The sequence below is a fragment of the Pseudomonas azerbaijanorientalis genome (genome assembly GCF_019139795.1).
Taxonomy (GTDB): domain Bacteria; phylum Pseudomonadota; class Gammaproteobacteria; order Pseudomonadales; family Pseudomonadaceae; genus Aquipseudomonas; species Aquipseudomonas laurylsulfatiphila.
This window is the reverse complement of sequence record NZ_CP077078.1, coordinates 6,120,758-6,142,760: the sequence shown is the minus strand read 5'-3', so window position 1 is coordinate 6,142,760 and position 22,003 is coordinate 6,120,758. Positions and strand designations below refer to the sequence as shown.

Annotated in this window: 20 protein-coding genes and 1 pseudogene; 17 read left to right on the top strand and 4 right to left on the bottom strand. The window is 58.7% G+C overall.

What is annotated here, in order from left to right:
- Window positions 1-37: 37 nt before the first annotated feature.
- On the bottom strand, window positions 38-1,027 hold the full coding sequence (gene tauA, locus KSS91_RS27625; protein WP_217836663.1) for a taurine ABC transporter substrate-binding protein: 990 nt from the start codon (window positions 1,025-1,027) through the stop codon (window positions 38-40).
- Window positions 1,028-1,390: 363 nt separating this feature from the next.
- Here tauA and KSS91_RS27620 point away from each other — a divergent pair, with 363 nt between their 5' ends.
- The 9 genes from KSS91_RS27620 (at window position 1,391) to KSS91_RS27580 (ending at window position 10,416) form a co-directional block, all read left to right on the top strand.
- Complete coding sequence (locus KSS91_RS27620) at window positions 1,391-2,722, top strand: OprD family porin (RefSeq protein ID WP_217836662.1); 1,332 nt, start codon at window positions 1,391-1,393, stop codon at window positions 2,720-2,722.
- A gap of 407 nt (window positions 2,723-3,129) precedes the next feature.
- Window positions 3,130-4,470 carry an OprD family porin gene (locus KSS91_RS27615; RefSeq protein ID WP_095964269.1) on the top strand — a complete coding sequence of 447 codons (1,341 nt, stop codon included), beginning with the start codon at window positions 3,130-3,132 and terminating at the stop codon, window positions 4,468-4,470.
- Window positions 4,471-4,761: 291 nt separating this feature from the next.
- The gene (locus tag KSS91_RS27610; RefSeq protein ID WP_015097285.1) at window positions 4,762-5,400 is read left to right on the top strand and encodes a peroxiredoxin; all 639 of its coding nucleotides are present in this window, start codon (window positions 4,762-4,764) and stop codon (window positions 5,398-5,400) included.
- 316 nt (window positions 5,401-5,716) lie between these two features.
- The gene (gene ssuE / locus KSS91_RS27605; protein WP_015097283.1) at window positions 5,717-6,310 is read left to right on the top strand and encodes an NADPH-dependent FMN reductase; all 594 of its coding nucleotides are present in this window, start codon (window positions 5,717-5,719) and stop codon (window positions 6,308-6,310) included.
- A gap of 106 nt (window positions 6,311-6,416) precedes the next feature.
- Window positions 6,417-7,382 (top strand): sulfonate ABC transporter substrate-binding protein, encoded by a 966-nt coding sequence (locus KSS91_RS27600; protein ID WP_102699625.1) that lies wholly within the window; start codon window positions 6,417-6,419, stop codon window positions 7,380-7,382.
- Between the two features lie 41 nt (window positions 7,383-7,423).
- Window positions 7,424-8,572 carry an FMNH2-dependent alkanesulfonate monooxygenase gene (ssuD, locus tag KSS91_RS27595; protein WP_015097281.1) on the top strand — a complete coding sequence of 383 codons (1,149 nt, stop codon included), beginning with the start codon at window positions 7,424-7,426 and terminating at the stop codon, window positions 8,570-8,572.
- Between the two features lie 9 nt (window positions 8,573-8,581).
- The gene (gene ssuC, locus KSS91_RS27590) at window positions 8,582-9,364 is read left to right on the top strand and encodes an aliphatic sulfonate ABC transporter permease SsuC (protein ID WP_217836661.1); all 783 of its coding nucleotides are present in this window, start codon (window positions 8,582-8,584) and stop codon (window positions 9,362-9,364) included.
- Window positions 9,361-10,167, top strand: coding sequence for an aliphatic sulfonates ABC transporter ATP-binding protein (gene ssuB / locus KSS91_RS27585; protein ID WP_217836660.1), 807 nt, complete (start codon window positions 9,361-9,363; stop codon window positions 10,165-10,167). Before ssuC ends, ssuB begins: the two co-directional genes overlap by 4 nt.
- 33 nt (window positions 10,168-10,200) lie before the next feature.
- Window positions 10,201-10,416, top strand: a complete 216-nt coding sequence (locus tag KSS91_RS27580; protein ID WP_007967989.1) for a TOBE domain-containing protein — start codon at window positions 10,201-10,203, stop codon at window positions 10,414-10,416.
- A 175-nt stretch (window positions 10,417-10,591) separates the two neighbouring features.
- Here KSS91_RS27580 and KSS91_RS27575 read toward each other — a convergent pair whose 3' ends face one another.
- Both KSS91_RS27575 and KSS91_RS27570 read right to left on the bottom strand, forming a co-directional pair.
- Window positions 10,592-11,230, bottom strand: coding sequence for a TetR/AcrR family transcriptional regulator (locus KSS91_RS27575; protein WP_217836659.1), 639 nt, complete (start codon window positions 11,228-11,230; stop codon window positions 10,592-10,594).
- A gap of 223 nt (window positions 11,231-11,453) precedes the next feature.
- Window positions 11,454-12,830, bottom strand: coding sequence for a glutamine synthetase family protein (locus KSS91_RS27570; RefSeq protein ID WP_015097275.1), 1,377 nt, complete (start codon window positions 12,828-12,830; stop codon window positions 11,454-11,456).
- Window positions 12,831-13,108: 278 nt separating this feature from the next.
- On the opposite strand from KSS91_RS27570, the gene KSS91_RS27565 reads away from it, so the two are divergent.
- The 4 genes from KSS91_RS27565 to KSS91_RS27550 all read left to right on the top strand — a co-directional run bounded on the left by KSS91_RS27565 (window position 13,109) and on the right by KSS91_RS27550 (window position 17,582).
- Window positions 13,109-13,459, top strand: coding sequence for a hypothetical protein (locus KSS91_RS27565; protein WP_083884603.1), 351 nt, complete (start codon window positions 13,109-13,111; stop codon window positions 13,457-13,459).
- A 38-nt stretch (window positions 13,460-13,497) separates the two neighbouring features.
- Complete coding sequence (locus tag KSS91_RS27560) at window positions 13,498-14,856, top strand: glutamine synthetase family protein (protein ID WP_015097274.1); 1,359 nt, start codon at window positions 13,498-13,500, stop codon at window positions 14,854-14,856.
- A gap of 60 nt (window positions 14,857-14,916) precedes the next feature.
- Window positions 14,917-16,275 (top strand): aspartate aminotransferase family protein, encoded by a 1,359-nt coding sequence (locus KSS91_RS27555; protein ID WP_217836658.1) that lies wholly within the window; start codon window positions 14,917-14,919, stop codon window positions 16,273-16,275.
- A 194-nt stretch (window positions 16,276-16,469) separates the two neighbouring features.
- Complete coding sequence (locus KSS91_RS27550) at window positions 16,470-17,582, top strand: polyamine ABC transporter substrate-binding protein (RefSeq protein ID WP_015097272.1); 1,113 nt, start codon at window positions 16,470-16,472, stop codon at window positions 17,580-17,582.
- A gap of 3 nt (window positions 17,583-17,585) precedes the next feature.
- On the opposite strand, the pseudogene KSS91_RS28650 reads toward KSS91_RS27550, so the two are convergent.
- A pseudogene (locus KSS91_RS28650) lies at window positions 17,586-17,669 on the bottom strand (outer membrane lipoprotein carrier protein LolA); the annotation flags it as partial.
- A 153-nt stretch (window positions 17,670-17,822) separates the two neighbouring features.
- Between KSS91_RS28650 and KSS91_RS27545 the strand changes: the two are divergent.
- The 4 genes from KSS91_RS27545 (at window position 17,823) to KSS91_RS27530 (ending at window position 21,940) form a co-directional block, all read left to right on the top strand.
- Complete coding sequence (locus tag KSS91_RS27545) at window positions 17,823-18,920, top strand: polyamine ABC transporter substrate-binding protein (protein ID WP_217836657.1); 1,098 nt, start codon at window positions 17,823-17,825, stop codon at window positions 18,918-18,920.
- A 73-nt stretch (window positions 18,921-18,993) separates the two neighbouring features.
- A complete protein-coding gene (locus tag KSS91_RS27540) occupies window positions 18,994-20,136 on the top strand; it encodes an ABC transporter ATP-binding protein (protein WP_015097270.1) in 1,143 nt (380 codons plus the stop codon).
- Window positions 20,137-20,171: 35 nt separating this feature from the next.
- Complete coding sequence (locus tag KSS91_RS27535; RefSeq protein ID WP_191624904.1) at window positions 20,172-21,053, top strand: ABC transporter permease subunit; 882 nt, start codon at window positions 20,172-20,174, stop codon at window positions 21,051-21,053.
- On the top strand, window positions 21,050-21,940 hold the full coding sequence (locus tag KSS91_RS27530) for an ABC transporter permease subunit (RefSeq protein ID WP_015097268.1): 891 nt from the start codon (window positions 21,050-21,052) through the stop codon (window positions 21,938-21,940). Before KSS91_RS27535 ends, KSS91_RS27530 begins: the two co-directional genes overlap by 4 nt.
- The last annotated feature ends 63 nt before the right edge of the window (window positions 21,941-22,003 follow it).

Genomic DNA, 22,003 nt, shown 5'->3' with positions numbered 1-22,003 from the left:
AACGGGGGCGAGCCCCCTCGCCACAGGTTTCAGTGGATTACTCGGTGACAAACTTCGCGCTGACATACGGCGAATAATCCGGCAGCACCGTCTCCACTTTCCCTTGCTCCTTCAAGAATTTCGCCGTCTCGCCAATGGCCTTGGCCGTGCCGCCGTCCAGCAGCGCGGTGCTCTGTTGCGCCTTGGCATCGGGGAATGCGGAACCGGCCAATAGCTCCGGCACATCGGCGGCGTTGGCACCGGTCAGTTTGGCGATTTTCTGGACGGGCTCCGAGTCGACTGTCCAGTTGGCTTTATGCGCTGCGTAATCAGCAAAGGAGTCGAGGGTGACCTTGGCGAATTTGACCACCACATCTGGGTGCTTCTCTGCGTAATCCTTGCGCGCCACCCAGACCTCAAAGGTTGGCGCGCCCCATTGGCCGACCTGCGCAGCGTCGGTCAGGGTCTTGCCAGTCTTGCGGATTTCTCCCAGTGCGGGCGACCAGACAAACGCGCCGTCAATATCGCCGCGCTTCCAGGCGGCGGCGATTTCTGCTGGCTGCAGGTTCACCACTTTGACTTTCGAACCGTCCAGGCCCCAGTGCTTCAGCGCACCGAGCAGGCTGTAGTGGGAGGTTGAAACGAAAGGCGTGGCGATGGTCTTTCCGATCAGATCTTGCGGTTTTTCGATGCCGCTGCCGTTACGTACCACCAGCGCTTCAGCGGCATTGATCTGGGCCGAGACGATGAACGCGACAATCGGCAGGTTGCGCGAGGCGGCAGCGGCCAGCGGACTGGAGCCGAGATTGCCGATTTGCACATCGCCCGAGGCAATCGCCGTGACCACTTCCGGGCCGCTGTTGAAGCGCCGCCAGTCGATGGGCTGGCCGATGGTTTTTTCATAAAGGCCATCGGCCTGGGGCACTTTGCTGGGGTCGATTCCGGTTTGATAACCGACGGTGAGGTTCGCCGCCTGAGCGGTGAAAGAAAATGCGAGAGATACACAAGCTGTAACAATTGATCCGGATAGTGCGCGTTTGGTCGTCATGGGGCCGCCTTTCGGTGAAGGATTTGTTTCCGAATTGCGTAAAAACTAAACGATATAAAAAAGTAAAAATAAATACCGATTAGGAATTAGCTTATGAGCCAAACCCTCTATTCAGGGGGGGTCTCAAAATTGGGAGCTAAATTCCTAAACGGTATTAGAAAAGAATCGAGTAATTCTTTTCAGGTTCATGACGAGTTCATGACCCTGCAGGGACCAAAAAACCGGGGGTTAGACTATGGTCGTAGACACACATGGTTACGATTGACTTGTGGGTCACGGTCTGGCGCTAATCGCGCATCTTAGGATTTCGGGCGACGACTCGAGACCAGGAATACAAGAATTAGAATCGAGAGGAGCTTCACAATGAACAAGTCCACCTTGGCTTTGGCCGTGGCCGTAGGGGTAGTGGCGCAGCAGGCAGGCGCCGCAGGTTTCCTGGAAGACAGCAAGGCGTCCATCAGTTCCCGGACCATGTATTACAACAACGATAACCGTGAAGGCGGTGCGGATCAGAGAGAGTCCGCAGAAGGCCTGAAATTCGATTATCTGTCCGGCTTCACCCAAGGCACAGTCGGTTTCGGTATCGACGCCCAGGCACTGCTGGGTATCCACCTGGACGGCGGCAAGGGTCACCACCCAGACAACAACACCTTCTTCCCAAGCGACAGCGATGGTTCGGCCGTGTCCGAATGGACCCGTGCAGCCGCTAACGTCAAGGCGCGCTTCTCGAAGACCGAAGCCCACCTGGGTGGCGCTCTGGCACCCAACTTGCCGATCCTGGTCGCGAACGACAGCCGTCTGCTGCCACAGACCTTTGACGGCGGCACCATCACTTCGAAAGAAATCGACAACGTGACCTTCAACGCAGGTCAGTTGGAGCATTCGGCAGGTCGCGCCTCCTCGAACTCCACCGGCCTGGCCGTGGCTGGCGGTACAGAGGGCAGCAACAAGTTCTACTACGGTGGTGCTGACTGGAAGGTCACCAAGGACCTGACCCTGCAGTACTACCACTCGAATCTGAAGGACTACTACAAGCAGGATTTCCTGGGCTTGATCCACGTGCTACCGATCAGCGCCAACCAGTCCTTCAAGACGGATATTCGTTACTTCGACAGCAGCTCCGACGGCAGGAACGGTGATCCGGGTTTCCGTTTCAACAACAACAACGGTTTCGCCAAGAATCCGGGCGAGGTCGATAACAAGACCTGGAGCGCCATGTTCACCTACACCCTGGGTGGCAACGCTTTCCTGCTCGGTCATCAGCGCGTCAGCGATGACGGTGGTTTTGTTTACCTGAACCAGGGCAACGTGGTCGATGGCAATGGCCGTCCGGAAGGGAACGGCGGCGCCAGCTTCTACCTGTTCACCGACTCCATGATCAACGGATTTGTTCGTGCCGGTGAAAACACCACTTTCGGCCAGTACTCCTATGACTTCGCAGCGCTGGGTGTGCCGGGCCTGAAAACTTCGATCGCCTACCTGCACGGCGATGACATCAAGGCGACCAACGGCAGTGGTCCTGACAGCTCCGAGTGGGAGCGCGACATGCGGATCGACTACACCATCCAGCAGGGTGCTCTCAAAGGTTTCGGCGTAACGCTGCGTAATGGCGTCTACCGTGGCAGTGAAGTTTCCAACAACCCTGATGTTGACCAGACTCGTGTGATCTTCAACTACACCTACAGCTTCCTGTAACAAGCCTTGTGAAAAAGCCTCGTCTGTTGACGAGGTTTTTTTTGAGCTGATTTTTATATTCCATAATGATCTTTATTGATTATTTATTATTCTTTTTGGTTTTTATCCATCCCGCTTAAAGTGCGTCTGTCCGACACTCATCCCTGAGCTCGGATTCGCAATTTCGTCCCTCGACAATCAGTTTCAGGAATCGGCCTTGCCGCCGATACCTCGATTCTGCCGTGGGAAGCCATATTCCACAGTGCTATTAAAAACACTTAAACAATTCTTTCTGGCTTTAAGGCCATGTATCCTGCGGCCCGCCAAACGACCGGCCTAGACGGTTTGCCGCGAATTTATGCATTCAGGATCCCGGGCAATCGATTCGGGACCAGGAACGTCAGAACTAGAAACGAGAGGAGCGAAACATGAACAAATCCACCTTGGCCATGGCTGTGGCCGTCGGGGTATTGGCCCAGCAGGCAAACGCCGCGGGTTTCATCGAAGACAGCAAGGCAACGTTGGGGCTGCGTAACTTCTACATCAACACCGACTACCGCGACGGTACCGGTCCCAACAAAAACGAAGAGTGGGGCCAAGGCTTCGACCTGCGTTTCATTTCCGGTTACACCCAGGGCACCGTCGGTTTCGGTATCGATGCGATCGGCCTGTTGGGCGTCAAGCTGGATTCGGGCGGCGGTACCAACGGCGCCACGGCGACTTCTTACGGCGGCACGGTTTTCCCGAGCAAATCCAATGGCGAGGCGGTAGATGATTTCTCCAGCCTGGGCCTGACCGCCAAAGCCAAGGTTTCCCAGACTGAACTGAAACTGGGCACCCTGCAGCCGAAAAACCCGGTGATCGTGACCAACGATGGTCGTCTGCTGCCGCAAACCTGGCAGGGTGGCCAGATCACTTCCGCCGAGATCAAGGACCTGTCGCTGGTCGGTGGTCAGATCGAAGCCGTTAAAGGCCGTAACTCCAGCAACAACGATCAAATGTCGATTTCCGGTGCGAACACTCGCGGTACCAAGTTCCGCGACAGCAACAAGTTCATCTATGCCGGTGGCGACTACAAGATCACCAAGGACCTGACAGCCCAGTACTACTACGGCAAGCTGGAAGAGTTCTACAAGCAACACTTCCTGGGCCTGGTTCACAACTGGGCAATCGGCCCGGGCGTGTTGAAGTCGGATTTCCGTTATTTCAACAGCTCTGATGATGGTGCCAACGGTCACGACCCGCTGTACTACACCACTGGCAACTACAACGCGCCAAACGGTAAAGGCAAGGTCGACAACAACCTGTACAGCGGCCTGTTCCTGTATTCGGTTGCCGGTCATACCTTCGGTGGCGGTTACCAGGTCAGCAACGGCAGCAGTGACTTCCCTTGGCTGAACCAGGGTGACGGTTCGTCGAACTACACCATCACCGATTCGCAAATCCAGAAGTTCGGCCGTGCTGGCGAGAAAACCTGGCAAGCACGTTACTCATTCGACTTCGCCAAGGTCGGCGTGCCTGGCCTGACCGCGGGTCTGGTGTACCTGCACGGCGACAGCATCGATACCGTCAACGCCAAGGGTGGCCAGGCGGCCAACGGTGCTTCCGAGTGGGAGCGTGACCTGAGTGTTGCCTACGTGGTGCAGGAAGGTCCGTTGAAGAACCTGGGCCTGGCGTGGAAAAACGCGACCTGGCGCACCGACCTGCCGAACACCCGTTCGCAGGACGAAAACCGCCTGATCGTCAGCTACTCGATCCCGCTGTTGTAATAGCGCTCGCGTAACCGATGCAAAAAAGCCCCGCCCGGTATTGCACCGGGCGGGGCTTTTACATGTTCAAGACGGGTTCACCCCCGTAATCCCGTCCTGAAGTTCCCTCTTTGCAGCAACTCAAGGCCTTCTCGAACCTCGTGGCCGATCTTCGACGGGTTGCGCGTGCTCGTCCAGTGAACAGATCTTTAATATTTCTTAATGATCTAAATAAATCGATATTTATTCTTTTTAATAGATAAAAAACACAGGCAAAGTTGAACCCATCAAGCACTCACAAGGAGCAGCACCATGGGTCTCAGACTTGGCGATATCGCCCCCGATTTCGAACAGAACTCCAGCGCCGGCATCATCCGTTTCCACCAGTGGCTGGGCGATAGCTGGGGCGTGCTGTTTTCCCATCCGGCGGATTTCACGCCGGTATGCACCACCGAACTGGGTTTCACCGCCAGGCTCAAGGATGAGTTCGCGGCACGCGGTGTCAAGGCAATCGCACTGTCCGTGGACCCTGTGGAGTCGCATCACAGATGGATCGAGGACATCAATGAGACGCAGAGTACCGTGGTCAACTTTCCGATCCTGGATGACGCCGACCGCAAGGTCTCGGACCTCTACGACCTGATCCATCCCAACGCCAACGACACCCTGACCGTGCGTTCGCTGTTCGTGATCGATCCGAACAAAAAGGTTCGGTTGACGATTACCTACCCGGCGAGCACCGGGCGCAATTTCAACGAAATCCTGCGGGTGATCGACTCGCTGCAACTCACCGACAACTACAAGGTGGCCACGCCGGCCAACTGGCAGGACGGTGATGAAGTGGTGATCGTGCCGTCGCTCAAGGATGAAGAGGAAATCAAACAGCGCTTTCCCAAGGGCTATCGGGCGGTCAAGCCTTACTTGCGCCTGACGCCGCAGCCCAATCGGTAAGTCACCGGTATCGGCGGTGTGGCTGATGCCGTCTTCGCGAGCAAGCCCGCTCCCACATTTGTCCGCGTCCATCTGTGGGAGCGGGCTTGCTCGCGAAGGCGTCGGGTCAGACACCACAAGCACCCACAAAGCAGGGGACTTCAGGCCGTTTCGACGGCCTTTTTTTTGCCCGAATGAAGTTGTTTTTTATATTTCTATAACGAATAACCAAATGAATAAATATGATTTATGGATATATGAATCAGCTGTTAAGGTCACTCCATCGAAGCGAGATCGCAAACCGCGAATCGCCAACACCGCTCAAGGAATCGTCTGAATGTTGGTCGTCTCACTCGGAGGTAGTCCCAGTCAGCGCTCCCGTTCCGGGGTGCTACTGGACCGCTCCAAGCGTTGGTTGCAAGAACAGGGTGTGGAGGTGGTGAGTTATCAGGTACGGGACTTCCCGGCCGAAGACTTGCTGCATGCACGCTTCGACAGCCCGAAGGTCATTGACCTGCTGCAACAGATTGAAAACGCCGATGGCCTGCTGATCGCTACGCCGGTGTACAAGGCTTCGTTCTCCGGCGCATTGAAAACCGTGCTGGATCTATTGCCCGAACGCGCCCTGAGCCACAAGGTGGTGTTGCCGATGGCAACTGGCGGCAGCATCGCCCACATGCTGGCGGTGGACTACGCGCTCAAGCCGGTGCTGTCGGCGTTGAAAGCCCAGGAAATGCTCCACGGGATTTTCGCCGTCGACAGCCAGATCGCTTACGGCGAAGGCAGCGCCCTGGCGCAGTTGGCGCCCGAGCTGGAACAGCGCCTGGACGAATCGCTGGAGCTTTTTCTCAGCGCCATGGCACGACGGCCCAAGCCGCTCGATCCGAACCTGTTGAATGAACGTTTGTTGAGTGCTCGCTGGAGCATATGAGCTCCACCGAACATTAGCCCCACCGGAAAATTGAAGTACTGGCCTTACTCGCCCGCCAACGGGCAAGCAGGTGCAGCCAAAACCCAACTGCAAAAAGGAGAGCGCCATGCGCCCTGTCATTTTGCGTCGTGGTCTGGTCGCTCTGTTTGCTGCGGCTGTCACCTTCGGCGCCATTACTCAAGCCCAGGCCGAGACGTTACGAATCGGCTATCAGAAATACGGAACCCTGGTGCTGCTCAAAGCCAAGGGCACCCTGGAAAAACGCCTCGCCGCCCAAGGCGTGGACGTGCAATGGACTGAATTCCCCGGTGGCCCGCAACTGCTTGAAGGCTTGAACGTCGGCTCCATCGACTTCGGCGTTACCGGCGAAACCCCTCCCGTGTTCGCCCAAGCGGCCGGCGCTGATCTGCTTTACGTCGCCTACGAACCGCCAGCGCCGCACAGTGAGGCGATCCTGGTGCCGAAGGGCTCGCCGATCAAGTCGGTGGCAGAGCTCAAGGGCAAGAAGGTCGTGCTCAACAAGGGCTCCAACGTGCACTACCTGCTGGTGCGTGCGCTGGAAGACGCCGGCCTCAAATACACCGATATCCAGACCGTATTCCTGCCGCCGGCCGATGCCCGTGCTGCGTTCGAGCGTGGCAGTGTCGACGCTTGGGTCATCTGGGACCCATACCAGGCCGCCGCCGAACAACAGCTGCAAGCTCGCACCCTGCGCGATGGCCAGGGCATCGTCGACAACCATCAGTTCTACCTGGCGACCAAACCCTACGCGCAAAAAAATCCCGAGGTGATCAAGACTCTGGTGGAAGAAGTGCGCGCGGTGGGCGAGTGGTCCAGGGCCAATCCTGAGGACGTGACCCAGCAAGTCTCGCCACTGCTCGGCCTGTCGGCAGACATCACCCGCACTTCGGTGAAACGCCAGGGCTACGGAGCCTTGTTCCTGACTCCGGAAGTGGTCGCGGCGCAGCAGAAAATCGCCGACACCTTCTACCAGCTCAAGCTGATTCCAAAGCAACTGAGCATCAAAGACGTGATCTGGACGCCGCCGGCAGCCGTTGCCAAAGCTCAGTAATGAAAGCCCAGTAAATCGATTTCCCAAGGAGACCACTCCACATGAGCCTCAATATCTTCTGGTTCCTGCCTACCCACGGCGACGGCCATTACCTTGGCACCGCCGAAGGCGCGCGCGCCGTTGACCACGGCTACCTGCAACAAGTCGCGCAAGCGGCGGACCGACTGGGTTTCGGTGGCGTGCTGATTCCCACCGGCCGCTCCTGCGAAGACTCCTGGTTGGTGGCGGCGTCGCTGATTCCGGTGACCCAGCGCTTGAAGTTTCTGGTTGCCCTGCGCCCCGGGATCATTTCCCCGACGGTGGCGGCGCGTCAGGCCGCGACCCTGGATCGGCTGTCCGGCGGTCGTGCGCTGTTCAACCTGGTGACGGGCGGTGATCCGGAAGAGTTGGCCGGCGATGGTCTGTTCCTTAGCCACGAAGAGCGCTACCAGGCTTCTGTGGAGTTCACCCGTATCTGGCGCCGCGTGCTGGAAGGCGAAACCGTTGATTACGACGGCCAGCACATCAGCGTGAAGGGCGCGAAACTGCTCTATCCACCGATCCAGCAGCCGCGCCCGCCGCTGTACTTCGGTGGCTCTTCGGATGCCGCGCAAGACCTGGCTGCCGAACAGGTGGAAATGGTCCTGACCTGGGGCGAGCCGCCGGCCGCCGTGGCGGAAAAAATCGAACAGGTCCGCGCCAAGGCCGCGAAGCTCGGACGCACCGTGCGCTTTGGCATTCGCCTGCACGTGATTGTGCGCGAAACCAACGATGAAGCCTGGAAAGCCGCGGATCGACTGATCTCCCATCTTGACGACGACACCATCGCTCGTGCCCAGGCGTCGCTGGCGCGCTTCGATTCGGTCGGTCAGCAACGCATGGCCGCATTGCATGGCGGCAGCCGCGACAACCTGGAAGTCAGCCCGAACCTGTGGGCCGGTGTCGGCCTGGTGCGTGGCGGTGCCGGTACGGCGCTGGTGGGCGATGGCCCGACCGTGGCCGCCCGCGTGAAGGAGTACGCGGACCTCGGCATCGACACCTTTATTTTCTCCGGTTATCCACACCTGGAAGAGTCGTACCGAGTCGCCGAACTGCTGTTCCCGCACCTCGATGTCGAGCGTCCTGAACTGCCGAAAAGTGCGGGCTACGTGAGTCCGTTCGGCGAGATGGTCGCCAACGACATTCTGCCCAAAGCCGCGTCCCAGAGCTGAGGCGCGGTCATGAAGAAAATCATCCACAGTCTCGCGCCTTGGGCGTTGCCGGTGTTGTTGCTGGCGGTGTGGCAGTTGAGTGTGTCGGCGGGCTGGTTGTCGACACGGATTTTGCCGGCGCCGGTTGCCGTGATCGAAGCTGGCGTGAGCCTGGTGCGCAGCGGCGAAATCTGGACGCACCTGGCGATCAGTGGCTGGCGTGCCGCGCTGGGCTTCACCATCGGTGGCGGCATCGGTTTGATCCTGGGTTTTATCACCGGCCTGTCGAAGTGGGGCGAACGCCTGCTCGACAGTTCGGTGCAGATGATCCGCAACGTGCCACACCTGGCGCTGATTCCGCTGGTGATCCTGTGGTTCGGCATCGACGAGTCGGCGAAGATTTTCCTGGTGGCGCTGGGCACGTTGTTCCCGATTTACCTCAACACCTATCACGGCATCCGCAACGTCGACCCGGCATTGGTGGAGATGGCGCGCAGTTATGGCCTGACGGGTTTCAGCCTGTTCTGGCAGGTGATCCTGCCGGGGGCGCTGCCTTCGATTCTGGTTGGCGTGCGCTTTGCCCTGGGCTTCATGTGGTTGACGTTGATCGTCGCGGAAACCATCTCCGCCAGTTCCGGTATCGGTTATCTGGCGATGAATGCCCGGGAGTTCTTGCAGACCGACGTGGTGGTGCTGGCGATTCTGCTGTACGCGGTGCTCGGCAAACTGGCCGACCTCGCGGCCCGTGGACTTGAGCGTGTGTGGCTGCGCTGGCACCCGGCGTATCAGGTTGCCAAGGGAGGTGCGGCATGATCGCGGAACAACCTCCACGCCTGCTGCGCGGCATTCCGCTGGCGGTGCGCAAGCTGCAAAAAACCTTTGGCTCGCGGCAGGTGCTGCGCGAAATCGACTTGCACATTCCGGCGGGCCAGTTTGTCGCCGTGGTCGGTCGCAGTGGCTGCGGCAAAAGTACCTTGCTGCGATTGCTCGCCGGCCTCGACCAACCAACCGGCGGCGAGTTGCTCGCCGGTGCCGCGCCATTGAGCGACGCGCGGGAGGACACACGGCTGATGTTCCAGGAGGCGCGTTTGCTGCCCTGGAAAAAGATCATCGACAACGTCGGTCTGGGACTCAAGGGCAACTGGCGGCCGCAAGCGCTTGAAGCCTTGGACGCGGTGGGCCTGGCCGACCGCGCCAACGAGTGGCCGGCAGCGTTGTCCGGTGGACAGAAGCAACGCGTGGCTTTGGCCCGTGCGTTGATTCATCAGCCGCGCCTGCTGTTGCTCGACGAACCCCTGGGTGCGCTGGATGCCCTGACCCGAATTGAAATGCAGCAACTGATCGAACGGCTCTGGCAGCAGCACGGCTTCACGGTGTTGCTGGTGACCCATGACGTCAGTGAAGCGGTGGCGATTGCCGATCGGGTGATCCTGATCGAAGACGGTGAAGTCGGCCTCGACCTGCACGTGGAACTGCCGCGCCCTCGAGTGCGCGGCTCCCACCGGCTGGCGGCGCTGGAAACCGAAGTCCTCAATCGCGTGCTGGCGCTGCCCGGCCAACCACCGGAGCCGGAACCTGTTTCACCCTTGCCTACGCAATTGCGTTGGGCTCAATAACTCAAGTCTTACCCAACGACAGGAATCAACATCATGACTATCAAGGCCATCAACGTTCGCAACCAGTTCAAAGGCTCCATCAAGGAAATCGTCCTCGGCGACGTGCTGTCGGAAATCGACGTGCAGACCGCTTCTGGCATCGTCACTTCGGTGATCACCACGCGCTCGGTGAAAGAGCTGGAACTGGCGGTGGGCAGTGAAGTGATCGCGTTTGTGAAATCCACCGAGGTGTCGATCGCCAAGTTGTAAGTCACATGCGTAAACAACAACCCCGAAGGGATTGAGCCCTTCGGGGTTTTTGTGCATGTGTATCAGCGGTATTCGCGGCGCGGCCGTCGCGAGCAAGCCCGCTCTCACATCTGGAATGCATTCCCCTGTGGGAGCGGGCTTGCTCGCGAAGAGGTCGGCGTGACCAATAAAAATCTCAGGATGGAATGCCGCGCTTGGGCAGGTATGGCGGCAGATAAAGCCCCACATAAGCATCAAACACCCGCATCCCTTCCTCGGCCATGCGCGGCGTAATCTGCCCGTGCTGCTGCACCGAGCGCGCATACACCCGGTCGCCAAGCTCCATGGCCAGGGCGAACACATCGACATCATCCGGCAGCGTCGGCAGCACGAAGTGGTGATCGAACAGCTTGTGCATCAGCTCGCCCAGTTCGAGGTCGTGCTGGCGGTCAGCCTGAGTGACTTCGGTCAGGCCGTGCTGGGCGAGGATCAGTTGGCGGGCGGCGGCGTCCTCTGCGTAGATGTCCAGCATGCGTTGTTCCACCAGGCGCGACAGATCGCGCCAGCTGCCGAGGGCGTGATGATTGATGGGTGCTTGCAGGCACGCGCGGAAGGCCGCATGGACGTCGGCGGTCAAGGCTTCGAGCAACGCCGGGACGCTGGCGAAAAAGTGGTAGACCGAGGAGGGCGGGATCTCCGCGCGCTCGGCGACGCTGTAGATCGACAGACTGGCCACGCCCTCGGCCGCCAGCAATGTGCGGGCCGCATCGAGTATCGAATCGATCCGCGCCTGGCTGCGGGCACGGGGTTTGCGGGGGGTGGCTACGCGTGTCATTGAAGTCTCCTGCGGGGCAGGGGGCATTGTACGAGTCGGGTTGTGTGTTGTCTGCCCGGACACCTTCGCGGGCAAGCCCGCTCCCACAGGGATTGGTTTCGTACACCCGATTTGTGGTCGACAACGAACCCTGTGGGAGCTGGCTTGCCAGCGATCCGCCGCAGGCGGCCATAAAAAAACGCCGCAGGCTGTGAAGCCGGCGGCGTCTTTTTACTGCACCCGATTAAACGGTATGCAGGTACCAGTTGTACTCGAGGTCGGAGATGGAGTGTTCGAACTCCTCCAGCTCGCTCTCTTTACAGGCCACGAAGATATCGATGTATTTCGGATCGATGTACTTGGCCATGACTTCGCTGTCGTCCAGCTCGCGCAGCGCATCACGCAGGTTGTTCGGCAGGCTTTGCTCATTTTGCTCGTAGCTGTTGCCTTCGACCGGAGCGCCAGGCTCGATCTTGTTGACCAGACCGTGGTGCACGCCTGCCAGGACCGAAGCCATCAGCAGGTACGGGTTGGCATCGGCGCCGGCCACACGGTGTTCGATGCGCACGGCATCGGCAGAACCGGTAGGCACGCGAATCGCTACGGTACGGTTGTCCAGGCCCCAGCACGGCGAGTTCGGCACGTAGAACTGTGCGCCGAAACGACGGTAGGAGTTGACGTTCGGGCAGAGGAAAGCCATCTGCGCCGGTAGGGTCTCGAGCACACCGCCGATCGCGTGACGCAGTGCGGCGTTCTGCTCGGGATCCTCGCTGGCAAAAATGTTCTTGCCGTCTTTGTCGAGAATCGAGATGTGGACGTGCAGACCATTACCCGCCTGGCCTGGGTAAGGCTTGGCCATGAAGGTGGTGTCCATTTCATGGTCGTAGGCGATGTTCTTGATCAGGCGCTTGAGCAGGACCGCGTAGTCGCAGGCCTTGATCGGATCGGCCACGTGGTGCAGGTTCACTTCGAACTGCGCCGGGGCACTTTCCTTGACGATGGCGTCGGCCGGAATGCCTTGCTCTTTGGCACCTTCCAGAATGTCCTGGAGGCAGTCGACGTATTCGTCGAGGTCGTCGATCAGGTAGACCTGGGTCGAGTGCGGACGTTTGCCGGAAACCGGCGAGCGAGGTGGTTGCGGACGACCGTTCACGTTCTCCTGGTCGATCAGGTAGAACTCCAGTTCGAACGCGGCGCAGATGGTCAGGCCCATTTCGTCGAACTTGCGCACCACATTGGCCAGAACTTCACGCGGGTCGGCGAAGAATGGCTCGCCTTCGAGTTCGTGCATGGTCATCAACAGTTGCGCGGTCGGGCGCTTCTGCCATGGCTCGTTGCACAGGGTATCGGGGATTGGATAGCAGATTCGGTCAGCATCACCGATGTCCAGGCCCAGGCCGGTGCTTTCCACCGTCGAGCCGTTGATATCCAGAGCAAATAGAGAGGCCGGCAGGTTGATGCCTTTCTCGTAAACCTTGTGGAGGCTGGTGCGTTCGATGCGCTTGCCGCGCACCACACCATTCATATCCGCAATCAGAAGGTCAACGTACAGAACCTCAGGATGTTCCTTAAGGAACGCGTTCGCTTCGTTAAGCTGAACGGCACGCGGGGGTACCGACATGATGCAACACCTTTGTTGTTAAAAATATCAATCATTGATCTTTTCTGGTTTCAGTCAACCCGAACGGCATGCCGAAGTCAAGCGAGGCCTTTTTTGCCCTAAAAAAGCGCTCGTGTGGCTTTTTTGAGGCACTTTGGGGCGATTTTACTCCGCTGGACGTATTGGCGGCCGCGAGCTTGAGCGGGCCGTGTTGTATTTTTTACGGGGGTGTTGTGTAAAAAAATGAACAAGGCTAAGCTCGAATCAAACCCATAACAGCAATAATACCGGGGTGCTTCATGTCTCGCCTGCCGATAATCGGCGTCACCGACTGCTCAAGACAGCTCGGTCGGCATGTTTATCACATCAGTGATGACACGACCGTCCGTTCCGTGGTCTCGGCGCTTGCGGTGATCCTCCCATCCGCGACGGTTCAACCGTCCCCGTCCGATATTCTGGACGGTCGCGATGGCACCCCCATTACGGTTACTCCATTCAATATAGAACCGATTCACAATAGCGGCCTGACCATCGTTCGGGGCATCGCTCGTGATTCTGCACGCTCGGCTTCTGCGGCAGTGTTGGCAAACACCATAATCTGCCGCAGAAACGCTCTACAACGCGACGCCGATGCGTCAAACAACGCCTGACCTTAAAAGGGTCAGACAACTCAAGCCTAGAAGCATTTATGAGTAACAACCTCGACCAGCTCACCGATTGGTTGAAAAACCACAAGATCACAGAAGTCGAATGCATGATCGCCGACTTGACCGGGATTACCCGGGGCAAGATTTCGCCGACCAACAAATTCATCGCCGAAAAAGGCATGCGCCTGCCAGAAAGCGTTCTGCTGCAGACCGTGACCGGCGATTACGTCGAAGACGACATCTATTACGAACTGCTCGATCCGGCTGACATCGACATGGTCTGCAAGCCGGACGCCGACGCCGTCTACGTGGTGCCATGGGCCATCGAGCCGACCGCCATCGTTATCCACGATACCTACGACAAGCAAGGCAACCCGATCGAGCTGTCGCCGCGCAACGTACTCAAGAAAGTCCTGAAACTCTATTCCGACAAAGGCTGGCAGCCCATCGTGGCGCCGGAAATGGAGTTTTATCTGACCAAGCGCAGTGACGACCCGGATTACCCGCTGCAGCCGCCGATCGGCCGCTCCGGTCGCCCGGAAACCGGTCGCCAGTCGTTCTCCATTGAAGCTGCGAACGAATTCGATCCGCTGTTCGAAGACGTCTACGACTGGTGCGAACTGCAGGACCTGGACCTCGACACGCTGATCCACGAGGACGGCACGGCGCAGATGGAAATCAACTTCCGTCACGGCGATGCCCTGTCCCTGGCCGACCAGATCCTGGTGTTCAAGCGCACCATGCGCGAAGCCGCGCTCAAACACGACGTGGCCGCGACCTTCATGGCCAAGCCGATGACCGGCGAGCCGGGCAGTGCCATGCACTTGCACCAGAGCATCATCGACATCGAGACCGGCAAGAACATCTTCTCCAATGAAGACGGGACCATGAGCCAGTTGTTCCTGCACCACATCGGTGGCTTGCAGAAACTCATTCCCGAACTGTTGCCGCTGTTCGCTCCGAACGTCAACTCGTTCCGCCGCTTCCTGCCCGATACCTCGGCGCCGGTGAACGTGGAGTGGGGCGAAGAGAACCGCACCGTGGGCCTGCGGGTTCCGGATGCCGGGCCGCAGAACCGTCGGGTGGAAAACCGCCTGCCGGGCGCCGATGCCAACCCGTACCTGGCGATTGCCGCGAGCCTGCTCTGCGGGTACATCGGCATGGTCGAAGGCCTGAATCCGAGTGCGCCTGTGGTAGGGCGTGGCTATGAACGCCGCAACCTGCGCCTGCCCCTGACCATCGAAGACGCGCTGGAACGCATGGAAAACAGCGCGACCATCGAGCGTTACCTTGGCAAAAATTTCATCACTGGCTACGTCGCGGTCAAGCGGGCCGAGCATGAAAACTTCAAGCGCGTGATCAGTTCGTGGGAAAGGGAATTCCTGCTCTTTGCCGTCTGATGCGCCGGGCGCCGCCGCAGTCGAGCGGCGCCTTCACCTGATTTTTTTTAGGAGATTCACATGACCAACAACAACCCGCAAACCCGTGAATGGCAAACCCTGAGCAACGATCACCACCTGGCTCCGTTCAGCGACTTCAAGCAGCTGAAAGAGAAAGGCCCGCGGATCATCACCAACGCCAAGGGCGTTTACCTCTGGGACAGCGAAGGCAACAAGATCCTCGACGGCATGGCCGGCCTGTGGTGTGTCGCAATTGGTTATGGTCGCGATGAACTGGCCGATGCCGCCAGCAAACAGATGCGCGAGCTGCCTTACTACAACCTGTTCTTCCAGACGGCGCACCCGCCGGTACTGGAACTGGCCAAAGCCATCGCCGACATCGCGCCGCAAGGCATGAACCATGTGTTCTTCACCGGTTCCGGCTCTGAAGGCAACGACACCATGCTGCGCATGGTTCGTCACTATTGGGCGATCAAGGGCCAGCCGAACAAGAAAGTCATCATCAGCCGCAAGAACGGCTATCACGGTTCCACCGTGGCCGGCGCGAGCCTGGGTGGCATGACGTACATGCATGAACAGGGCGACTTGCCGATCCCGGGCATCGTCCACATTGCCCAGCCGTACTGGTTCGCCGAAGGCGGCGACATGACCCCGGAAGAATTCGGTGTGTGGGCGGCCAATCAGCTGGAAGAAAAGATTCTGGAAGTCGGTGTCGACAATGTCGGAGCCTTTATAGCCGAGCCGATCCAGGGTGCCGGTGGCGTGATCATTCCGCCAGACACCTACTGGCCGCGCATCAAGGAAATCCTCGCCAAGTACGACATCCTGTTCGTGGCTGACGAAGTGATTTGCGGTTTCGGTCGTACCGGCGAGTGGTTCGGCAGCGATTTCTACGGCCTCAAGCCAGACATGATGACCATCGCCAAAGGCCTGACCTCGGGCTACATCCCGATGGGCGGCCTGATCGTGCGTGACGAAGTGGTGGAAGTCCTGAACGAAGGCGGTGATTTCAACCACGGCTTCACTTACTCCGGTCACCCGGTGGCAGCTGCGGTGGCGCTGGAAAACATCCGCATCATGCGCGACGAGAAAATTATCGAGCGCGTTCATGCAGAAACGGCACCGTATTTGCAAAAGCGCCTGCGGGAACTGAACGATCACCCGCTGGTGGGTGAAGTTCGCGGGGTGGGTTTGTTGGGGGCCATCGAACTGGTCCAGGACAAGGCCACGCGCAAGCGTTACGAGGGCAAGGGCGTCGGCATGATCTGCCGCCAGTTCTGCTTCGACAACGGCCTGATCATGCGCGCCGTCGGCGACACCATGATCATCGCTCCGCCACTGGTGATTACACCGGCGGAAATCGATGAACTGGTGACCAAGGCTCGCAAGTGTCTTGACCTGACCCTGAGTGCATTGTAGGGCTAAGTGCTAGGCTCTGAGCGGAAGTCCGAAGTTCTGCATATGAAGTTGGAACTTTCGCTCAGAACTGTCAGAAAGCATGACCGTTTCCTTGAAAGACCGATGTGGATCTTGCCAGACTAGCCGCGGTTCCAGTTGCCCGGGTTCGGCCGCTGAACAAGTGGTTCAAAAAAGAAAAATTTGGAGCATTACGCATGAAGGCACTAGGTAAAAAGCTCGCTGGCAAGACTCTGCTTGCCATGTCCGTGATGGGTTTGATGGCGGGCGCGGTTCAGGCCGATGACAAAGTACTGCACGTGTACAACTGGTCCGACTACATCGCACCGGACACCGTCAAGAAGTTTGAAGACGAGTCGGGCATCAAGGTTGTCTATGACGTCTTCGACAGCAACGAAACCCTGGAAGCCAAGTTGCTGGCAGGCAAGTCCGGTTACGACATCGTTGTACCGTCGAACAACTTCCTGGCCAAGCAGATCAAGGCTGGCGTCTACCAGAAGCTGGACAAGTCCAAGCTGCCTAACTGGAAGAACCTGAACACCGACCTGCTCAAGGCCGTTTCCGTGAGCGACCCGGGCAACGAGCACGCCTTCCCGTACATGTGGGGTTCGATCGGTATCGGCTTCAACGCCGAGAAGGTCAAGGCAGCACTGGGTGCCGACGCACCGACCAACTCCTGGGATCTGCTGTTCAAACCTGAAAACGCCGCGAAGTTGAAATCCTGCGGTATCAGTTTCCTCGATTCGCCAACCGAGATGATCCCGGTGGCGTTGCACTATCTGGGCTATCCAACCGACAGTCAGGACAAGAAACAACTGGCCGAAGCCGAAGCGCTGTTCCTGAAAATCCGCCCTTCGGTAGGTTACTTCCACTCGTCCAAGTACATCTCTGACCTTGCCAACGGCAACATCTGTGTGGCCGTGGGTTACTCGGGTGACATCTACCAGGCCAAGTCCCGCGCGGAAGAAGCCGGTGACAAGGTGAAAGTCAGCTACAACATTCCGAAAGAAGGTGCCGGCAGCTTCTACGACATGGTCGCCATCCCTAAGGATGCCGAAAACGTCGAGGGCGCCTACAAGTTCATGACCTTCCTGCAGAAGCCGGAAATCATGGCTGAAATCACCAACGCCGTACGCTTCCCGAACGGTAACGCGGCCGCCACGCCGTTGGTTGATAAAGAAATCACTGCTGACCCAGGCATCTACCCGCCAGCGGACGTGCTGGCCAAGCTGTACGCGATTGCCGACTTACCGGCCGCGACCCAGCGGATCATGACCCGCAGCTGGACCAAGATTAAATCGGGTAAATAAGTAAAACCCTGTAGGAGCGAGCTTGCTCGCGATGAACCTGAGAGCACCGCGGGGTGTCAGGCACCCCGCGTCATCGTTGACGACCATCGCGAGCAGGCTCGCTCCTACAAGGGTCTGTATAAAAGTTTTGCTGGAACGGTTTTTCGAGGGTAAGTTGCGCGCCGGTTTTGTTGCCGGGCAACCACGGTTGTCATGTAGCGCGGGGCAACTTGGGCCCAACTAATTTCAGAGGACCTCCACGTGCCTGTTTTTTCTTTGTTACGCAATGCCATGCTGGTGGGCGCCGGGCTGACGATGGCCGTCAGTGTCCAGGCCGCCGGTACCGTGCATATTTATAACTGGTCGGACTACATCGGCGAGACCACCCTGGCGGACTTCCAGAAAGAGACCGGGATCAAGCCGGTTTATGACGTTTTCGATTCCAACGAAACCCTGGAAGGCAAGTTGCTGGCCGGGCGTACCGGCTACGACGTGGTCGTGCCGTCCAACCACTTCCTCGGCAAGCAGATCAAGGCCGGAGCTTTCCAGAAGCTCGACAAGTCGCAGCTGCCGAACTATTCGAACCTCGACCCGGTGCTGCTCAAGCGTCTGGAGCAGAACGATCCGGGCAATCTGTACGCCGTGCCGTACCTGTGGGGCACCAACGGCATCGGCTACAACGTCGACAAGGTCAAGGCTGTGCTGGGCGTCGATACGATTGATTCGTGGGGCGTGCTGTTCGAGCCGGAGAACATCAAGAAGCTGCAAAGCTGTGGCGTCGCGTTCCTCGATTCCGCCGATGAAATGATGCCGACAGTGCTCAACTACATGGGCCTGAACGCTAACAGCACTGATCCCAAGGATTACGAAAAGGCCACCGCCAAGTTGCTTGCCGTGCGCCCTTACGTGACCTACTTCCACTCATCCAAGTACATCGCGGATCTGGCCAACGGCGATATCTGCGTGGCGATCGGTTTCTCCGGCGACATCTTCCAGGCCAAGAACCGCGCCGAAGAAGCCAAGAAAGGTGTGAACATCGCCTACTCGATCCCGAAAGAAGGCGGCGCGCTCTGGTTCGACATGCTGGCGATTCCGAAGGACTCGGCCAACGTCAAGCAGGCTCACGCCTTCATCAACTATTTGCTCAAGCCTGAGGTCATCGCTCAGGTCAGTGATTACGTCGGCTACGCCAACCCGAACCCCGGGTCGGACAAGCTGATGGAACAGTCCATTCGCACCGATGAAGCGGTTTATCCGCCCCAAGAGGTACTCGACAAGACCTACGTGTCGGTCGAGTTACCGCCGAATATTCAACGTTTGATGACCCGCAGCTGGACCAAGGTCAAGTCGGGTAAATAGCTTCAAGGCTCAAACTATCCAAGGTTGGCTCACCTTGAGCGAACTGCACTCTTTTTTTTTGGGAGTTTCGTAAATGGCAGTTGCCTCCGGCGCCTATAAGAAAGCCCTCGAGGGCGACCAGCAACCTAAACAGGTGCTGGTCAAAATCGACCGGGTCACGAAGAAGTTCGACGAGACGATTGCCGTGGACGACGTGTCCCTGGAAATCAAGAAGGGTGAGATCTTCGCCCTGCTCGGCGGCTCGGGATCGGGCAAGTCCACATTGCTGCGCATGCTTGCAGGTTTCGAACGGCCCACGGAGGGGCGCATTTTCCTCGATGGCGTAGACATCACTGACATGCCGCCCTACGAGCGGCCGATCAACATGATGTTCCAGTCCTATGCCCTGTTCCCGCACATGACCGTGGCGCAGAACATCGCTTTCGGCCTCAAGCAGGACAAGATTCCGAACGCTGAAATCGACGCCCGCGTCGCCGAAATGCTCAAGCTGGTACAGATGAGCCAGTACGCCAAGCGCAAGCCGCATCAGTTGTCCGGCGGCCAGCGTCAGCGTGTGGCCCTGGCCCGTTCCCTGGCCAAGCGACCGAAGCTGCTGCTGCTCGACGAACCGATGGGCGCACTGGACAAGAAACTGCGCTCGCAAATGCAGCTGGAGCTGGTGGAGATCATCGAGCGTGTCGGCGTAACCTGCGTCATGGTGACCCACGACCAGGAAGAGGCCATGACCATGGCCGAGCGTATCGCGATCATGCACCTGGGCTGGATCGCCCAGATCGGCAGCCCGATCGACATCTACGAAACCCCGACCAGCCGCCTGGTCTGTGAATTCATCGGTAACGTGAACATCTTCGAAGGCGAAGTGATCGACGATGCCGAAGGCCACGCGATCATTACCTGCAAAGACCTGGATCGTCAGATCTACGTCGGCCACGGCATCAGCACTTCGGTGCAGGACAAGTCGGTCACCTATGCGATCCGTCCTGAAAAACTGCTGGTCACCGCCGACATGCCGACCTGCCAGTACAACTGGTCCAGCGGCAAGGTGCACGACATCGCCTACCTGGGCGGGCACTCGGTGTTCTACGTCGAACTGCCAAGCGGCAAGCTGGTGCAGTCGTTCGTGGCCAACGCCGAACGTCGCGGGCAGCGTCCGACCTGGGGTGATCAGGTCTACGTGTACTGGGAAGACGACAGCGGCGTGGTGCTCCGCTCATGAACATGCGCAAATTCAAGCGTCGACTCAATCGAATAATTCCCGGTGGCCGTCAGATGGTCATCGGGGTTCCCTTCATCTGGCTGTTCCTGTTCTTCATGCTGCCGTTCTTCATCGTTTTGAAGATCAGCTTCGCCGAAGCGGACGTGGCCATTCCTCCCTACACCGAAATCTACAGCTACGCCGAGCAGAAGCTGCAGTTGCTGCTTAACTTGGGCAACTACGCGATGCTGGCCGGTGACGAGCTGTACATCGCCGCTTACCTCGGCTCGTTGAAGATGGCGCTGTTCAGCACCATCCTCTGCCTGCTGATCGGCTACCCGATGGCCTACGGCATCTCCGTTGCCCGCAAGGAAGTGCAGACGGTGCTGGTGCTGCTGATCATGATGCCGACCTGGACCGCGATCCTGATCCGCGTGTATGCGTGGATGGGCATCCTCAGCAACAACGGCCTGCTCAACGGTTTCCTGATGAGCATGGGCTTGATCGACGAGCCGCTGCAGATCCTCAACACCAACCTGGCGGTCTACATCGGTGTGGTTTATTCCTACCTGCCGTTCATGATCCTGCCGCTGTACGCCAACCTGGTGAAGCACGACCAGAGCCTGCTGGAAGCCGCGTCCGACCTGGGTTCGAGCACCTTCAACAGCTTCTGGAAAATCACCGTGCCGCTGTCGAAAAACGGCATCATCGCCGGCTGCATGCTGGTGTTCATCCCGGTGGTGGGTGAGTTCGTGATTCCGGAACTGCTTGGCGGCCCGGAAACCCTGATGATCGGTAAAGTGCTCTGGCAAGAGTTCTTCAACAACCGTGACTGGCCGGTGGCGTCTGCCCTGGCGGTGGTGATGCTGGCGATCCTGATTGTGCCGATCATCCTGTTCAACCGCAGTCAGGCCAAGGAAATGGAGGGTAAAGAATGAAGCGCTTCCGTTTCTCCAGCCTGATGCTGGTAGTGGGTCTGTTGTTCATCTACCTGCCGATGCTGATCCTGGTGATCTACTCGTTCAACGCCTCGAAACTGGTGACGGTGTGGGGCGGCTGGTCGATCAAGTGGTACGTCGGCCTGCTCGACAACTCGCAACTGATGGGGTCGGTGGTGCGCTCGCTGGAAATCGCCTGCTACACGGCGGTGGCGGCGGTGGCTCTGGGTACCCTGGCGGCGTTCGTGTTGACGCGTATTACCCGCTTCAAGGGCCGTACCCTGTTCGGTGGCCTGGTCACCGCGCCGCTGGTGATGCCTGAGGTGATCACCGGTCTGTCGCTGTTGCTGCTGTTCGTGGCCATGGCGCAGATGATCGGCTGGCCGCAGGAGCGCGGCATCGTCACCATCTGGATCGCCCACACCACGTTCTGTGCGGCCTATGTGGCGGTGGTGGTTTCGGCGCGCTTGCGCGAGCTGGACCTGTCCATCGAAGAGGCGGCCATGGACCTGGGCGCGAAACCGTGGAAGGTGTTCTTCCTGATCACCATCCCGATGATCGCGCCGTCATTGGCGGCCGGCGGCATGATGTCGTTCGCCCTGTCGCTGGATGACCTGGTGCTGGCGAGCTTCGTGTCGGGCCCGGGGTCCACGACCCTGCCGATGGAAGTGTTCTCGGCGGTACGTCTGGGCGTGAAGCCCGAGATCAACGCCGTGGCCAGTCTGATCCTGTTGGCGGTGTCGATCGTGACCTTCCTGGTCTGGTTCTTCAGCCGTCGCGCCGAAGAAAGCCGCAAGCGTGCGATCCAGCAAGCGATCGAAGAAGCTGCCGCTGATTCGTGGAAGCAACCGGACGTGCGTCGCGCGCAGGCACCGGAAGCGGCTTGAGCCTGAAGTCGGGTTGACCACAACTTTGTGGCCAACCCGGTCCATATGTGGGAGCGGGCTTGC

What these genes read in the sequence shown, in the direction of transcription:
- KSS91_RS27565 (WP_083884603.1), top strand. Translation starts at nt 13,109, where the DNA reads ATGTCTCGCCTGCCGATAATCGGCGTCACCGACTGCTCAAGACAGCTC.
- KSS91_RS27610 (WP_015097285.1), top strand. Translation starts at nt 4,762, where the DNA reads ATGGGTCTCAGACTTGGCGATATCGCCCCCGATTTCGAACAGAACTCC.
- KSS91_RS27540 (WP_015097270.1), top strand. Translation starts at nt 18,994, where the DNA reads ATGGCAGTTGCCTCCGGCGCCTATAAGAAAGCCCTCGAGGGCGACCAG.
- ssuE (WP_015097283.1), top strand. Translation starts at nt 5,717, where the DNA reads ATGTTGGTCGTCTCACTCGGAGGTAGTCCCAGTCAGCGCTCCCGTTCC.
- KSS91_RS27600 (WP_102699625.1), top strand. Translation starts at nt 6,417, where the DNA reads ATGCGCCCTGTCATTTTGCGTCGTGGTCTGGTCGCTCTGTTTGCTGCG.
- KSS91_RS27580 (WP_007967989.1), top strand. Translation starts at nt 10,201, where the DNA reads ATGACTATCAAGGCCATCAACGTTCGCAACCAGTTCAAAGGCTCCATC.
- KSS91_RS27615 (WP_095964269.1), top strand. Translation starts at nt 3,130, where the DNA reads ATGAACAAATCCACCTTGGCCATGGCTGTGGCCGTCGGGGTATTGGCC.
- KSS91_RS27550 (WP_015097272.1), top strand. Translation starts at nt 16,470, where the DNA reads ATGAAGGCACTAGGTAAAAAGCTCGCTGGCAAGACTCTGCTTGCCATG.
- KSS91_RS27575 (WP_217836659.1), bottom strand. Translation starts at nt 11,230, where the DNA reads ATGACACGCGTAGCCACCCCCCGCAAACCCCGTGCCCGCAGCCAGGCG.
- KSS91_RS27560 (WP_015097274.1), top strand. Translation starts at nt 13,498, where the DNA reads ATGAGTAACAACCTCGACCAGCTCACCGATTGGTTGAAAAACCACAAG.
- KSS91_RS27620 (WP_217836662.1), top strand. Translation starts at nt 1,391, where the DNA reads ATGAACAAGTCCACCTTGGCTTTGGCCGTGGCCGTAGGGGTAGTGGCG.
- ssuB (WP_217836660.1), top strand. Translation starts at nt 9,361, where the DNA reads ATGATCGCGGAACAACCTCCACGCCTGCTGCGCGGCATTCCGCTGGCG.
- ssuD (WP_015097281.1), top strand. Translation starts at nt 7,424, where the DNA reads ATGAGCCTCAATATCTTCTGGTTCCTGCCTACCCACGGCGACGGCCAT.
- ssuC (WP_217836661.1), top strand. Translation starts at nt 8,582, where the DNA reads ATGAAGAAAATCATCCACAGTCTCGCGCCTTGGGCGTTGCCGGTGTTG.
- KSS91_RS27555 (WP_217836658.1), top strand. Translation starts at nt 14,917, where the DNA reads ATGACCAACAACAACCCGCAAACCCGTGAATGGCAAACCCTGAGCAAC.
- KSS91_RS27570 (WP_015097275.1), bottom strand. Translation starts at nt 12,830, where the DNA reads ATGTCGGTACCCCCGCGTGCCGTTCAGCTTAACGAAGCGAACGCGTTC.
- KSS91_RS27530 (WP_015097268.1), top strand. Translation starts at nt 21,050, where the DNA reads ATGAAGCGCTTCCGTTTCTCCAGCCTGATGCTGGTAGTGGGTCTGTTG.
- tauA (WP_217836663.1), bottom strand. Translation starts at nt 1,027, where the DNA reads ATGACGACCAAACGCGCACTATCCGGATCAATTGTTACAGCTTGTGTA.